Genomic DNA, 14,105 nt, shown 5'->3' on the forward strand with positions numbered 1-14,105 from the left:
GTACATTGTATCTCATCAACGCTTTATCTTCTATGCATATACAATAGAGCATTTGTGACTGCAGCAGCGATTGGACTACCACCTTTATTACCCCTGACTGTAATATATGGAACAGGTGACGTTTCAGCTAAAAAGTCCTTGGATTCACTGGCACCAACAAAGCCTACAGGAACACCAATAATAAGGGCAGGCCTGATTGTTGTTTCCTTCATCAAATTAAGTACTTCAAATAAAGCAGTTGGTGCATTGCCGATAGCTACAATCGAGCCGTGCAAACGTTCACCGAACGTACGCATAGCTACCATTGAGCGGGTTATACCAAGCTCTTTTGCTGTAGACGCGACCTTTTCATCCCCAATTAAACAATGGACAGTTCCGCCATTGTCTGCCAAACGACGCTTATTTATGCCAGTACGCACCATTTCCACATCACAGAAAATATCGCATCCACTCTCCAATGCAGCACATCCGGCCCGAATAGCATCTTTATGAATTTCAATAATTTTCGAATATTCTGGGTCACCCGCTGCGTGAATGATCCGTGAGAAAACCTTTACTTCTTCCGGTGTCAAATTTAGTTCAGCCAAATAAGGAGCAATGATTTCCATACTGCGCTCTTCTATAGCCATAGGTTCTGTTATATAGTGCATTTATGTACCTCCCTAATAAACTTTATTACATCCTCCATATCATATACTACATTATGATATGGAATAACCGGTCTATCGATCATTACTAAAGGCAGATTTAGTGACATGGCAGCGGTAATTTTAGTATCGCTACCGCCAATTTGTCCACTATTTTTTGTTATAATTACCTCGGTGTTATATTCTTGAAATAATGCGATATTCAGATTATGAGAAAAAGGCCCTTGCATTGCTACGATATCCTTAGGCTTAAAGCCTAAAGATAGGCACTCTGTTAATACGCTTGGTTCGGGTAATACACGGGCAATTAACCTGTGATTTTGCAGGCAGCTTGTGTTTTTAAAGAGTTTGAGATGACGACTGCCAGTGGTGAGAAAGACAACCTTGCCTAAGGCGGATGCCATTTTTGCAGCTTCATCATAATCATGAACAACATGTAAGCCATGATATGCTGGCAAAGGGGCTTTAGGGCGTTCATATCTAACATAGGATATGCCAGTAGATTGACAGGCTTTCATTGCATTTTGAGAAACATTAATAGCATACGGGTGGCTAGCATCTACAATTAAATGAATATGATTAATGCCGATGAAAGAAATAAATCCATCTGTATCTAGAGGACCAGTATGCACTAATTCTTTATCCAGTTGTATCAAATCACGACCATAATCACTAAAAACTGATACTACGACTGGATAGCCTTTTTCGGTTAATAAGGCTGCCAGATCTCGTCCATCTTTTGTTCCTCCAAGAACTAAAATCATAACTTGTATCCACGAGGTGTAATCATACGATTTTCTTGTACATAGGTTTGACTATTGCCGATAATTACCAAAGAGAACATATCAATGAATTCTTGGGTAAAGTCGTTAAGATTCGATATGACCATATTTTCGCCTTCCCTAGTGGCATGATGGACAATTCCTACAGGAGTGGCTGCCGTTCGATGTTTTAGTACAATTTCTCGCACTTCTCTAATTTGGCTGGTACGACGTTTACTTTTTGGATTATATAAGGCAATAACAAAATCTCCTGCTGCTGCCATTTCTACCCGCTTTCTAATAACGTCCCAAGGTGTTAATAGATCACTTAAGCTAATTACAGCAAAATCATGCATGAGAGGTGCTCCTAATACGGCAGCAGAAGCTCCCACGGCACTTATTCCTGGTATGATAATGACTTCTGGGCGAATAGCTGCTTCGTATTTCATGGCTAACTCTAAAACCAGACCTGCCATGCCATACACACCTGGGTCGCCGCTAGAAATAACGGCAACCTTTTTTCCTGCTAAGGCTTGATCCACGGCACTTTGACAGCGCTCAATTTCTTGCATCATACCAGTGCCGATAATTTTTTTATCAGTTAATAATTCAGAAACTAATTGAACATAGGTATTGTAACCCACGATTACATCCGCATTTTCAATACTTTCTCTGGCTCTAGGACTCATGTCAAGCAAACTGCCTGGTCCTATTCCAACTACTGCTATTTGACCGGGGCAATGGCCACCGTTACATTCTTGTACTTGGTCTTTGGAAGAAGAAGTTTGTTCGACTGTCCCGCTAAGATTGCTGCTGCTGCACATACATTTCCCACTCCTATCTCTTTTTTAACAAAATTTGATTCTTCTAATTGATATGTTTCAATACACTCCTGCAATTGCTCGTTAACGAAGAAAATACTAGGTACATTCAACTGTTGTATGGCTGATAGTAATCCTTCTTCATCCTGTTTTACAATCGTACTGCCAATAATTGAAATGCTGTTTATACTACGTCCAATTTGTGTACAAGCATCTTTCATTGCTGCTAAGATTTCTTCCTTGCTAGTATTGCGCCTGCAACCTATACCAACTGCAAGAGTCAAGGGACGTAAATATAATTGATTCTTGTTGATGGGCAATGATTGATCCGTAATAATAACAGCGGCATCATATTTTTCATTAGGTAATTGAGATAAATCTTTAAAAATAACACCTTGTTTTGCTGCTTCTTGATCATATCGATTTTGATTGATCAAAGTTTTATCTAAGAAAAATTTGACAGTATCATTATTGACAATAGCAGAATTAATTGTTTTTAATTGGGTAAATGGTTCTATCTTTAAATTCAGTTTTATGGCTAACATATCTGCTGCTGGTTTTTGTGCAAGATCGGTAGCTGTAGTAATGACAGGCTCAGCATCTGAAATTTCTGCAATTAAGTGTGCCAGTTCGTTAGCTCCACCAATATGTCCTGACAATAGACTAATTATATGTTTTCCATTATCCCCCATTACCACAATAGCTGGGTCAACACGTTTATCAGAGATATGGGGAGCGATCACTCTCACTACAATACCTGCTGCCATTATAAACAAAAATCCATTATATTTAGAAAATATATCACCGATTAGCTTGCTTAATGAATCATAAGATATTGATTTTATTGGATTGCGTCCTGTTTTAGCAAAAACATCCGCTTTTTTTCCCAGTTTAGCCAGCTTTTCTGCTAATGCATCACCCAGTAATGCGCCCTGGTTTGTTACGGAAATGATTGCTAACTTCATTTTGCATCTCGGTACATATGCCCAAATTCGGGGGCATACAATCTAGAAAGTGCATATTGACTGTCTAAACAGCGCCCTACAACAATCATCGCAGTGCGATCAATCTTTGCATCAGTGACAATTTTCCCAATTGTAGAAACTGTACCTCTAAAGATTTTTTGATCAGGCCACGATGCTTTTTGTACGATCGCTACTGGAGTATCTTGCTGATAACCACCATCTATTAATTCTTTCATAACGCTGTCTATCATATGTACACTCAAAAAGATACACATAGTAGCATTATGACTGGCCAATAAAGCCAGTTTTTCTTTTTCAGGCACTGGTGTACGGCCCTCAAGACGTGTAATGATAACCGTTTGCGATACATCAGGTAACGTATATTCACGTTGTAAAGCTGCGGCAGTTGCCAAGAAAGAACTGACGCCAGGTATCACTTCATAAGAAATATTCTTCTTATCCAGGGCATCCATTTGTTCTTGAATAGCCCCATAAATACTTGGATCTCCAGTATGTAATCGAACCGTTTTCTGGCCACGTTCTGTGGCCTTCTCCATAACTTCTATAACCTGATCCAAAGTCATAGAGGCACTATTATAAATAGAGGCTCCCTGCTTTGCTAGCGACAGCAAGGCTGGGTTTACTAACGAACCCGCATAAATAATAACATCTGCCTCACCTAATAAACGTTGTCCTTTTACAGTAATAAGCTCAGGGTCCCCTGGACCTGCTCCTACAAATGATACATGCATGAATGAACCTCCTGATTAATTAAAATTCTCTAACGAATAGAGTCAGATATTCTTAGTGGATGTAATAACATAAATTGGATTTAAAGCTTGCAGCATATTACTTGTTTTAATATGTTTGATACGTGTTACTTGCATACCGAAAGCTTCTACGGTAAATTCAGGTTTAGCTTGCATAGTATGTAAAGCTTCATATAAAGTTTCAACGGTAATTGCCGTAATTACTAATCGTCCATTTGATTTTAATAAATAATTACTTTGCTTTAAGATTTCCTGTAAATGACCACCGCTGCCTCCAATAAAGATTACATCAGCCTTTGGAATGTTCTGTAATACTGTTGGAGCAGTTCCAGAAATGACTTCAACATTAGCCGCCCCAAATTTTACAGCATTAGCACGAATTAAATCAACTCCCTCTGGATGACGCTCTATAGCATATACAGTACCTTGGGGAGCCTGAAGAGCAGCTTCAATTGAAAGAGACCCAGTACCTGCACCGATATCTATAATAATATCGGTGGGGCATATCTTAGCTTTATTCAGAACTAAGATACGAACTTCCTGCTTCGTCATTGGTATGTCGCCCCGCAGAAATTCATCATCGTTAATACCTGGAAAATATGTCATATTGTCACCACCATTACACAATGAGCAAATCCATCGACTTCTTTGATTTCACCTAATGTTAAGTGTTTAATTTTCTCATTTTCATAAGATAAATTAGCACATAACCATACCTTTGAATGTAATGGCCACCCATGCCCAATGAGTACGTTTGCAATATATAAAGGATTTTGTTCAAAATCAGTTAATATGCCAAGTTTTTTTTCAGGATCATAATTCAGATCAATATCTTTGGCTTGTCGTCCATGCATACTAATCAAAACTGCATCCTGCCAGATTTCAGTGATCCTGGCAAAAGCTAACTGCATCGAACTAATACCAGGAATAACCGTTATCTGTGCCGGGGAAAATTTGGTTTTAAGGGTAGCTAAAAAACTATAAAAGCCAGGATCACCGGAAACCATTACAACTACATCGTTATCCATTAGGGAGGTAGCGATAAATGTTAATACCCCTTTTAGGTCATTGTCAATTACCTTAGTAATCCCATGATCAGGAGCAAAGGTTGCAAGAGCACGCTTACTGCCTGCTATCACCTTTGCATCTGCAATGATGCGGCTAGCCACTGGCAAGATGTAATCAGGTGAACCTGGTCCTATTCCTACAACTATTATTTTATGTTCCATCCTAACTTGCCTCCAATTTCTCGTGCCGTATCATCAACCGCCAATAAATCACCTTGCAGAGTGATCATTGCGGTACCTACTTTTAAATCACCAAATACATATCGTTCAGCCCGAATGCTGACTCTTTCAGCAATTACACGATACACATCATTTAATTTAAATTGTGCAATTATGGGCATAGCGGCTTCTGTAGTATTGCACATTAATATCTCTTGTATAGCTTGCTGCGGAGCACCAAGGGCAGCCATGTAGGCGGCTAAAGTTTCAAAGCGAGCATCAGCTACACGGTTATGAGTATGAAAAATTCCAGCAGCTACTTTTACGAGCTTTCCTAAGTGCCCAAAAATTAATACTTGTTTCATACCATATTGCACAGCACTTTCTAACATATGTCCGATAAAATTACTAGTTTGGATTACCGTTTCTGTTGGCAGATGATATCGGTTAATAGCAATATCCTGACCAATTTTTCCAGGAGCAAAGACCACTTCATCATATCCTAAGGCCCTCACCATTGATATTTGCGGTGACAGTGAATTTTTAAAGGCTTCCTCTGACATTGGCTCAACAATGCCTGTAGTACCTATAATCGATAAACCGCCGATAATACCTAAAGTAGAATTTAACGTACGTTTTGCTAATTTTTCACCTTCAGGTATCGAAATAGTAACCGTTACGCCATGACCATCAGGTAATACATCCTGTATTGCTTGCATGATCATTTTACGTGGGCCAGGATTAATAGCAGGTTGTCCAACAGCTACAGATAGACCTGGCTTTGTTACAATACCGACTCCTATACCAGCTTGCAGGATTATTTCATTCGTAGTATTAATTTCTATTTCGGCAGATATAGTTGTGCCATGTGTTACATCGGGATCATCGCCAGCATCTTTTATTACACTGGCTTTTCCACCAGTATTCAGGCGTTGACTTGTGGCAATGTCTACTTTAATAAGATGTCCCTGTGGTGATGTAACATCAACCATTGTGGGGGATTCACCTTTCCACGCTAACAGGGCTGCTTTAGTGGCAGCAGCTGCACAAGTACCTGTAGTAATTCCTGATCTCATCTTTTTTGACAAAATAAAATCCCCCTGCAGACAGAGGGTACAATAAACCAAGTGATTAATTTATTCTACCACCTGCCTATCCTTCGTAGTCATAATGGTGTGCTAGAATAGGTAGGTCTCCTGACTTTGGTTCATTATACAGCTAAACCTTCCCGGGATTTCCCAGTGGTATTCCTTAGCTGCATTCCCCAATACAGTGGCGGGACCGTGCTGGCTTTTAACCAGTCTTCCCTTTTAAGCGTAAGCACCTATTCCCATAGAGATATTAAATTATTGTTATACTCGGCATTAAACTTCTGATGTTGTATGTATTCCACCAGCGAATAAATATTTCCTGCTATTCTTTGATTAAATATAAAAGTTAAACTTTATTTTGATAGTAGAGAACATTTTTCGACCCACATTTTTAGTATCACTCTTTTAGCAACAATAGTTTGTCACTAATGCAAGATAAAATGATAATCGATTGGCGGGTTGCAACTGTTAAACGATCATATTCAGATTTTCTGATTAGAAAATAAGAACGCTGGCTTTCTTGAATCAACTCATTAAAATCGGTACCTAGCACGATCTCCTTGCCATAAACGTTGGTGTAAAAAGCAAAACCAGGACGCAAGAATTTTACTACATACACTGGAGATTTGCCATCGTATTGACGGTTAAATTCTTGAGCAATATTTTTAGTTGTGAACATAGGCGCTGCAGCGGGAATCAGTATAGCTGTTAGAACCATGGAAAATAAAGTCATCGATATGATTTTAGTCCAAAAAGCGAGACGAATTTCGTTTTTCCATCCAAAATACGCTACCAAGGAAGACATTAAAATAAAAATTATGGCGGATATATATATGCCATTTGCCAATAGCGGCATAGCTTTAATCCCTATAAACATAATTCCTATAAATAATGCAGTTAGTATACTTAAACCTATAGACAAACTTGTAAAATGACTTTTATCATGTGATGTCCAAAGACGATCAATATACCAACCAACAATCATGGATAATGGTGGGTACATAGGTAAAATATAGGATACCAGCTTTGTTTGAGAAATAGTAAAAAAGGCAAAAATAAATAATGACCAGATATTTAGAAATAATAGAGTTGAAGAATCATATGTACTTTTCGTTAGAGAACTCCATATGGATTGAATTATGAACCCTGTCCAAGGAAAGAAACCCAGAATAAGAACTGGAACATAATAATACCAGAGTACACCCTCAGGATGCTCTGGAGATGTGAACCTTGTAATATTATGAAAGCCAAGAAACGTATCGACAAAAATACTTCCGTGAATATTATACATCAAGATATACCAAGGTGCAGCTATCGCAGCGTAGAGCAACAATCCCGAGAATATTTTCATACTTTTTAATAAAGCCCAGTTACGTGTAATAAGTAGATAAAAAAAGATAATTCCTCCAGGAAATAATAATCCAATAGGTCCTTTCGTTAATGTAGCTAATCCAGCGAATAAATATGCAATATAATATTTTTTCTCTACAAAAGCTAATAAAGAAGCAGATAGAAAAAAAAGTAAAGTAATATCAGTTACGGCAGCCTTTCCCAAATAAAAAAATTCAATACTGGTAGCTAATACTAACGCTCCAGCAACACCGGCTCGTTCATTAAATAATCTGCGACCAGATTGGTATACCAGTACTGTACAAGCAACAGCTAATACTGCAGAGGGAAAGCGAGCAGCAAATTCATTCATACCAAAAAGTTTATAAGAGGCAGCTACTAACCAATAATACATGGGAGGCTTATCATACCAATACTCCCCATAAATACGAGGGGAAAGAAATTCATTAAAGCTAAACATTTCTTTAGGCGTTTCTGCATATACAGGTTCATCAGGATCTAACAAAGGGATTCCGCCCAAATTAAAAAAAACGATTAATAATGTAATTATAGCCACCAGCCAAAAACCAGTTTCTAACTTTTTAAACATTTGGTCCGCAACCTCCGAAAGTTGAATTAATTAGATGAATAGGATTTATAACAGCAATGGATATATTATTACTTAACAACGCTGGTCATGTATTTGCGTGTTAATAATAATATATCCCAAAGAAAAATTTAAGGTTTAGATGAGGGAGTGATATGTTTTGGCTAATCCCTCTAAAAGCATCATATGTGGTTGCCAGTCTAAATTTTTCCGTGCTGTGGCATTTGATAAAGAAGATTTATAAATATCGCCTTCACGTTTTTCATTATAGTTTCTCACTACCATCTTACCAGCGACATTTCCCATATAATCGATTAACATATTAACACTTGTTTCTGTTTGTGTACTAATATTGCATATTTTGTTAGCATGATCGACTAATAATGATTGATAATTAGCATTGGCGACATCTCCAACGTAAATAAAATCTCTTGTCTGGCTGCCGTCACCAAAAATCAAGACTGGTTGATCTTGACGAATCTTGCGAGCGAAAATACTAATAACACCACCCTCGCCCCCGTCACCTTGACGGTCTCCGTATACATTAGCATACCGTAATATCATATAATCAAGACCATAGACTTCCTTATATAATGACAAATAATTTTCACAGGTTAACTTGCTCAATCCATAAAAAGAAGTAGGTGCTTTTGGACTTGTTTCCACTACAGGTAGTGCTGTTACATTGCCGTACACTGCGGCTGTAGAAGAAAAAATAATACGCTTTACATTCGCTTTTCGGCATGCTTCTAAAATATTTACAGTACCTAATATATTTATATCACAATCATAGTCTGGCATTTCTAACGATTTATGTACCATAGTCTGAGCAGCAAGATGAATTACAAAATCAAATTTTTCAGTCATAAATAGACTAAAAATTTCATCATTACGAATATCTAACTGAATAAATGTAGCGGCCGGATTGATGTTTTCCCTTAATCCAGTACTCAAATTATCAATAATCACTACCTGACATTTTTCTTGTATTAATTTATCAACAACATGTGAGCCGATAAAACCAGCTCCGCCAGTTACTAATACTTTCACTCTACATTCCTCCTATTTAACATGATTGGCTAAAAATCTATGTCCAAACACTTTAATGGTAAAATATAAACCAATAACAAAGGGGAGATACTCGACAATAATTCGCCAGGCTACAGCCACTATCCCTACAGTTCCTGATGGTAGAAAGCCACTAAATAAAAGAACAAATCCGCCTTCAGCAATACCAGATCCTCCTGGTGTGGGAGCAAAGTAAAGTAAAATGTTTAACAAAATCATCCTCCCCATAATTTGGGGGATATTAACTGTTATGCCCATTCCCATAAACAATATTGGTACAACACTATATAAAGCTAGTAAACTGACAGCTGATTCAATAAATACTTTCCCCATGCTTAAAGGGGAAGATGATAGCATGAATACAGCACCTCTAACGTCACGATAGAGAAGAAAAATCCGACGACGATTCCGATGACTAAATTTCTTTGTAAGTGCCACTAACCAATAGTAAGGCAAACTAGTACGAAATAACCAAATCAAACCTAGAATAATGGCAATAAGTGAGGCAAAACAAATTGTAAGGATATCATCTGAAAGACCTGGCATAATCTCTGGATCATAATAAAAAATAACTGGTAGGCAAAGCACTAAAAAAATAATAGATAACAATGTTCTAACAACTATTAATACAGTCGCTTTACCAGTAGGTACTCCTGCTTTTCGCAAAAACATGACCTGCGCTACTGCACCACCTGCAGCTCCAGGCGTTAGGAGAGCCAAAAAATAATTTCCAAAGACAACATGAACAGCTTCAATCAGACGAATCTTTTCCCCTGAAATGGATACAAGATGCATAAGACGAATTCCATCAAAGTATAAACCGATTATTAAGAAAACAAAAGCTAAAGCTAAAGACCAAGGCTGAAAACTATCAAGGTGGCGTAAGGTATGAATATCAACAGTAAAATAGATTACAATGCTGGAAATACTACCTACGAACAGTAATAAGAGAATCAGCCGTTGATAAAACTTAATCATTTTCTAACTCCCTAAAAGAAATTAATTGTATATGGTGGTCCATGATATATTGAGAGATTTCTGGGCTGGTTACTGAATGTAATTCAGCTTGCCAGTGATAATTCCAGTTATACATTTTTTGCAAAATAGAATCGTTCGTTCCTGGGTGAATCATAATTTCCGAGGTACCTTCTGGTAAAGATGATAATATGCGTAATAAATACTCCTCATGCATATGTCCTCCAGCTAACATTCCAAAAAAGTGTTCAGTGGCAGAAAATCTGTGCTTTTGTATCTTCCGCCGTGCTATTTCGGCTAAAAACGTTAGACCTCCACGTGCTATAATTCGTGCTGTTTGGAATGGATATCCACCTGAAAATAAATAAGGCTCAGCAGGAATACGTATTTTTTTTATACCAAAACTTTTAGCAATGTCGATTGTAATATCAATGATCCCAGGTACAATATGCATATGTTGATGACTATCCAGATGAGTAATCGCTATTCCAGAGTCCAATACTTTCTGTACCTGGGCAGTAAATTCTTTATGAATGTCATTAAGCTTTATCTTTCCTAAACAATAACGTCGTAAGAACTCAGAGTAATGAAGTGATAAACATCCTTCACTATTCACTAAAGAGGGTATCGTCTGAGGATCACAAAGTGGTGTTTCACCTACTAATGTTAAGTGTATACCAATTCCTAATTCTTTATTAACTGAAGCTAGTGTTATAGCATGATCAAAAGCACTACCTGAGGGCATAATGGTTGTGCTGGTAATGATTCCATTTAGATGTCCTTGAATAATGCCTACGTTTACCATTTCATTAATGCCAAAATCATCAGCATTTATGATTAATTGTCGCATAGTGAACAACTCCTTATTATACACCTCAACTATATATGGTAGCATGTATAAGGAGATATGGCAATTTGTGCTTAAATAATTTTATATAAAAGTTCGAGCACAAAGAGGAAGGAGCCTAGATTAGGCTCCTGTATTGTATTAAGCTTTTAGATGTTCAACATGTTTGGCATAAGCGCTGTGATTATGAATAGACTCGTAATTTTCACATTGTACTTCAAACCATCGAATTGATTTTTGCTGGCGTAAAGATAAAACCAAATCCCTTAAGACATCTTCAACGAATTTTGCATTTTCATAAGCATGCTCTGTTACGTACTTCTCATCTTCACGTTTTAATAGAGGATAAATAGGGCAGCTTCCTTCTGCCTCCATTAAAGCCACCAAATCCTCAATCCAAATAAACTGTCCATCTGTATTTTTGATTTTCACCTTCATCAGTCCCCGCTGGTTATGTGCACCATATGCTGAAATCTCTTTACTGCAAGGGCATAAGGAGGTAAATGGAACATCAACACCTAAAATAAAATCTAAAGGTTTGCCTTTGGTTAGCTGAGCTGAAAACAGGCAATCAACATCAAGCATACTTTTAAAGCCGCTAATAGGAGCAGTTTTTTCAATAAAATATTTAAAATAAATATCCATTTGTGCATGCTCAGCATCAAGTTTATTGACAGTATCCATTAAGATCAATTCCATTTCTCGATAAGAGACAGGTTTTTGACTCCACTCACTCAAAATTTCGATGAAGCGGCTCATATGAGTGCCTTTATATTCTTTTGGTAAATTAACAGTAAGGCTTATCGTTGCTAAAACAGACTGAAGGGAGTCTGCCTTCGTCTTTATAAGAAACGGCAAGCGTACATCGCTAACACCTACATTTTGAATTGCGATGCCACGATTGTCGGAAATATTTTGAACGTCTTTCAAATCTTATTCACTCCTAGTTCTATAAATAATAGGATCTATTGTACCTGCTTCAGCAAAACCTTTTAAACGCAAAAGGCAGCTATCACATTCTCCGCAGGCAACTGGCTCTCCATTATAACAACTGGTAGTAAATTGAAGAGGAGCATCTAGATTCTTACCCAACAAAACAATATCTTTCTTAGTTAATTGCAATAAGGGAGTTTCTATTACTATCTTTCGATGATCCTGTACCCCAGCTTTTGTACTATAATCGGCAACTTGTTGAAAGAGATTGATAAATTCAGGTCGACAATCAGGATAACCTGAATAATCAAGAGCATTCACACCAATAAAAATTTTATCTGCTCCCGTCACCTCTGCATAACCTAAAGCATAGCTTAAAAAAATCAAATTCCTAGCAGGCACATACGTTACAGGAATTTGATGGCTATCGATATTACCAGTAGGTACTGTCAATTGCCCATCGGTTAAAGCACTGCCGCCGATTACATTCATGTTGGTTTCAATAATAATATGTTTAGTGACATTATAATATTGAGCTACACTTTCAGCGCTTTCTAATTCACGAGCATGACGCTGATTATAATTAAAGCTGATAGGAAAAAGCTCATAACCTTTACTATGGGCTACAGCCATGCATACTGTAGAATCTAATCCACCTGACAATAATACAACTGCTTTCATGCTAAGAAACACTCCTAAGTTTATATAAATTTTATTCAAATGCTTAGACTATAGTTATTTTATCCGATGATCAAGATACTCTATACTCGTCTCAACAAATGCAACTGGCAAGAAGGATTTTCTTCCCAAAGTACTCCTCACATGAAGAAAGAGTTAATTTTCTGGAATCGCGTCTTTTTTGATAATAATAGATGCTGTTTCTAAAGCAGTTTGCTGTACTTTTTTCAGAGGAATTTTATATTCGTCTGCTATGATTTTACAATCTTCATATTCAGGAGTTATACTGCATATTTTTCCTTCATATGCACTTACTTTCACTTTGACTTTACCCCAGGGGAGTTTCACATCGATTATTTCCCGCATCGCAATTTTTCTTTCAGTTTCATAAAATCGTAATCCAATAGTAGATGTTTGCTCAAAGATGAGCTTAATAACTTGATCCAACATGGAATCATTTACTAATACAGACAGCATCGTGGCAGAACGATTCTTTTTCATAATAATTGGGGTGAGCCAAACATCAAAAACATCCATATTAAGCAATTTTTCCATAACATATGGATAAATCTGAGGATTTAAATCGTCAATATTGGCCTCCACAACGAAAGCTTTTGTTATTATACGTTCTTCTTTTATTTCGCCCACATGCATTCTTAGCACGTTAGGAATTTCTAAATCCCATGTTCCTGCTCCATAGCCAATTGTTTCACTAAGAAAATTAGCTGGCATATTTCCATGTCCAGCACTTAGTGCTGCAATTACAGCAGCTCCTGTAGGTGTTACTAATTCTTTACTCATTTCTCCGTTATAGTATGGGATGTTCTTAAGTAACTCTGCAGTAGCTGGTGCTGGTATTGGCATTAGCCCATGGGCGCATTTTATAAATCCTTTGCCAACTTGTAATGCAGAAGTATAAATAGCCTGAATTCCTAAATAGTCTAAACCAATCGCTGTACCTACAATATCAACAATTGAATCAACAGCTCCTACTTCGTGAAAGTGAATTTCTTCTACTCCTACCCCATGTACCTTAGCCTCTGCTTGAGCTAATAATAAGAAAATTTTCTTACTATCAGTTTTAATTTTAGAGGATAATTGAGAATCATCAATGATCTGAAAGACATCTGATAGATGACGATGATGATGATGGCCATGGTGATGATCAGCATCATGATGATCGTCATCATTGAGTTTTACATCTACATAAATGGCACTAATACCACATTTGTTTACTTTTGTAACAATTAAATCATAACCATGAACAGGCAAGAGTGATAAATTTTTTCTTAATACTTCCTCTGGTAATCCTACATGTAATAATGCTCCTAATAACATGTTACCACTAATACCGGAAAAACAATCTAAATAAAGAGTTTTCATGATA

The 14,105-nt window shown here is 37.2% G+C and carries 15 protein-coding genes and 1 riboswitch; all 15 genes read right to left on the minus strand.

Translation table 11 applies throughout. The annotated features are described in order from the left end of the window. Positions 1–23 precede the first annotated feature (23 nt). The 15 genes from FR7_RS12015 to larC all read right to left on the minus strand — a co-directional run bounded on the left by FR7_RS12015 (position 24) and on the right by larC (position 14,101). On the minus strand, positions 24–650 hold the full coding sequence (locus FR7_RS12015; RefSeq protein ID WP_007934188.1) for a precorrin-8X methylmutase: 627 nt from the start codon (positions 648–650) through the stop codon (positions 24–26). Continuing rightward, complete coding sequence (locus FR7_RS12020) at positions 638–1,411, minus strand: cobalt-precorrin-6A reductase (RefSeq protein WP_007934187.1); 774 nt, start codon at positions 1,409–1,411, stop codon at positions 638–640. The genes FR7_RS12015 and FR7_RS12020 overlap by 13 nt, the downstream gene beginning before the upstream one ends. Continuing rightward, the gene (gene cobJ / locus FR7_RS12025; RefSeq protein WP_007934185.1) at positions 1,408–2,106 is read right to left on the minus strand and encodes a precorrin-3B C(17)-methyltransferase; all 699 of its coding nucleotides are present in this window, start codon (positions 2,104–2,106) and stop codon (positions 1,408–1,410) included. Before cobJ ends, FR7_RS12020 begins: the two co-directional genes overlap by 4 nt. Positions 2,107–2,132: 26 nt before the next feature. Then, the gene (locus FR7_RS12030) at positions 2,133–3,194 is read right to left on the minus strand and encodes a cobalt-precorrin 5A hydrolase (RefSeq protein ID WP_007934183.1); all 1,062 of its coding nucleotides are present in this window, start codon (positions 3,192–3,194) and stop codon (positions 2,133–2,135) included. Continuing rightward, positions 3,191–3,946: a precorrin-4 C(11)-methyltransferase gene (gene cobM / locus FR7_RS12035; protein WP_007934182.1), complete on the minus strand. Its 756-nt coding sequence runs from the start codon at positions 3,944–3,946 to the stop codon at positions 3,191–3,193. The genes FR7_RS12030 and cobM overlap by 4 nt, the downstream gene beginning before the upstream one ends. 42 nt (positions 3,947–3,988) lie before the next feature. Then, positions 3,989–4,570 carry a precorrin-6Y C5,15-methyltransferase (decarboxylating) subunit CbiT gene (cbiT, locus tag FR7_RS12040; RefSeq protein WP_007934180.1) on the minus strand — a complete coding sequence of 194 codons (582 nt, stop codon included), beginning with the start codon at positions 4,568–4,570 and terminating at the stop codon, positions 3,989–3,991. Beyond that, complete coding sequence (cbiE, locus tag FR7_RS12045) at positions 4,567–5,193, minus strand: precorrin-6y C5,15-methyltransferase (decarboxylating) subunit CbiE (protein WP_007934178.1); 627 nt, start codon at positions 5,191–5,193, stop codon at positions 4,567–4,569. Before cbiE ends, cbiT begins: the two co-directional genes overlap by 4 nt. After that, on the minus strand, positions 5,178–6,278 hold the full coding sequence (gene cbiD, locus FR7_RS12050) for a cobalt-precorrin-5B (C(1))-methyltransferase CbiD (RefSeq protein WP_007934176.1): 1,101 nt from the start codon (positions 6,276–6,278) through the stop codon (positions 5,178–5,180). The genes cbiE and cbiD overlap by 16 nt, the downstream gene beginning before the upstream one ends. An 81-nt stretch (positions 6,279–6,359) precedes the next feature. After that, positions 6,360–6,533, minus strand: a riboswitch (cobalamin riboswitch). A 145-nt stretch (positions 6,534–6,678) separates the two neighbouring features. Continuing rightward, entirely contained in the window at positions 6,679–8,220 is a 1,542-nt protein-coding gene (locus FR7_RS12055) for an ArnT family glycosyltransferase (protein WP_007934175.1), read from the minus strand. Positions 8,221–8,355: 135 nt separating this feature from the next. Beyond that, positions 8,356–9,267 carry an NAD-dependent epimerase/dehydratase family protein gene (locus tag FR7_RS12060; RefSeq protein ID WP_007934174.1) on the minus strand — a complete coding sequence of 304 codons (912 nt, stop codon included), beginning with the start codon at positions 9,265–9,267 and terminating at the stop codon, positions 8,356–8,358. A gap of 12 nt (positions 9,268–9,279) precedes the next feature. Further along, positions 9,280–10,263, minus strand: coding sequence for a lysylphosphatidylglycerol synthase transmembrane domain-containing protein (locus FR7_RS12065; protein WP_007934173.1), 984 nt, complete (start codon positions 10,261–10,263; stop codon positions 9,280–9,282). Beyond that, positions 10,256–11,110, minus strand: coding sequence for a ChbG/HpnK family deacetylase (locus tag FR7_RS12070; RefSeq protein ID WP_007934172.1), 855 nt, complete (start codon positions 11,108–11,110; stop codon positions 10,256–10,258). Before FR7_RS12070 ends, FR7_RS12065 begins: the two co-directional genes overlap by 8 nt. 138 nt (positions 11,111–11,248) lie before the next feature. Then, positions 11,249–12,037 (minus strand): GTP cyclohydrolase FolE2, encoded by a 789-nt coding sequence (gene folE2, locus FR7_RS12075; RefSeq protein ID WP_007934171.1) that lies wholly within the window; start codon positions 12,035–12,037, stop codon positions 11,249–11,251. A 3-nt stretch (positions 12,038–12,040) separates the two neighbouring features. Next, entirely contained in the window at positions 12,041–12,721 is a 681-nt protein-coding gene (gene queC / locus FR7_RS12080; protein ID WP_007934170.1) for a 7-cyano-7-deazaguanine synthase QueC, read from the minus strand. 153 nt (positions 12,722–12,874) lie between these two features. Beyond that, on the minus strand, positions 12,875–14,101 hold the full coding sequence (larC, locus tag FR7_RS12085; protein ID WP_007934169.1) for a nickel pincer cofactor biosynthesis protein LarC: 1,227 nt from the start codon (positions 14,099–14,101) through the stop codon (positions 12,875–12,877). Positions 14,102–14,105: the final 4 nt, after the last annotated feature.

Origin of the sequence: Pelosinus fermentans DSM 17108, assembly GCF_000271485.2 — a bacterium.
In the GTDB taxonomy this organism is placed as follows: domain Bacteria; phylum Bacillota; class Negativicutes; order DSM-13327; family DSM-13327; genus Pelosinus; species Pelosinus fermentans.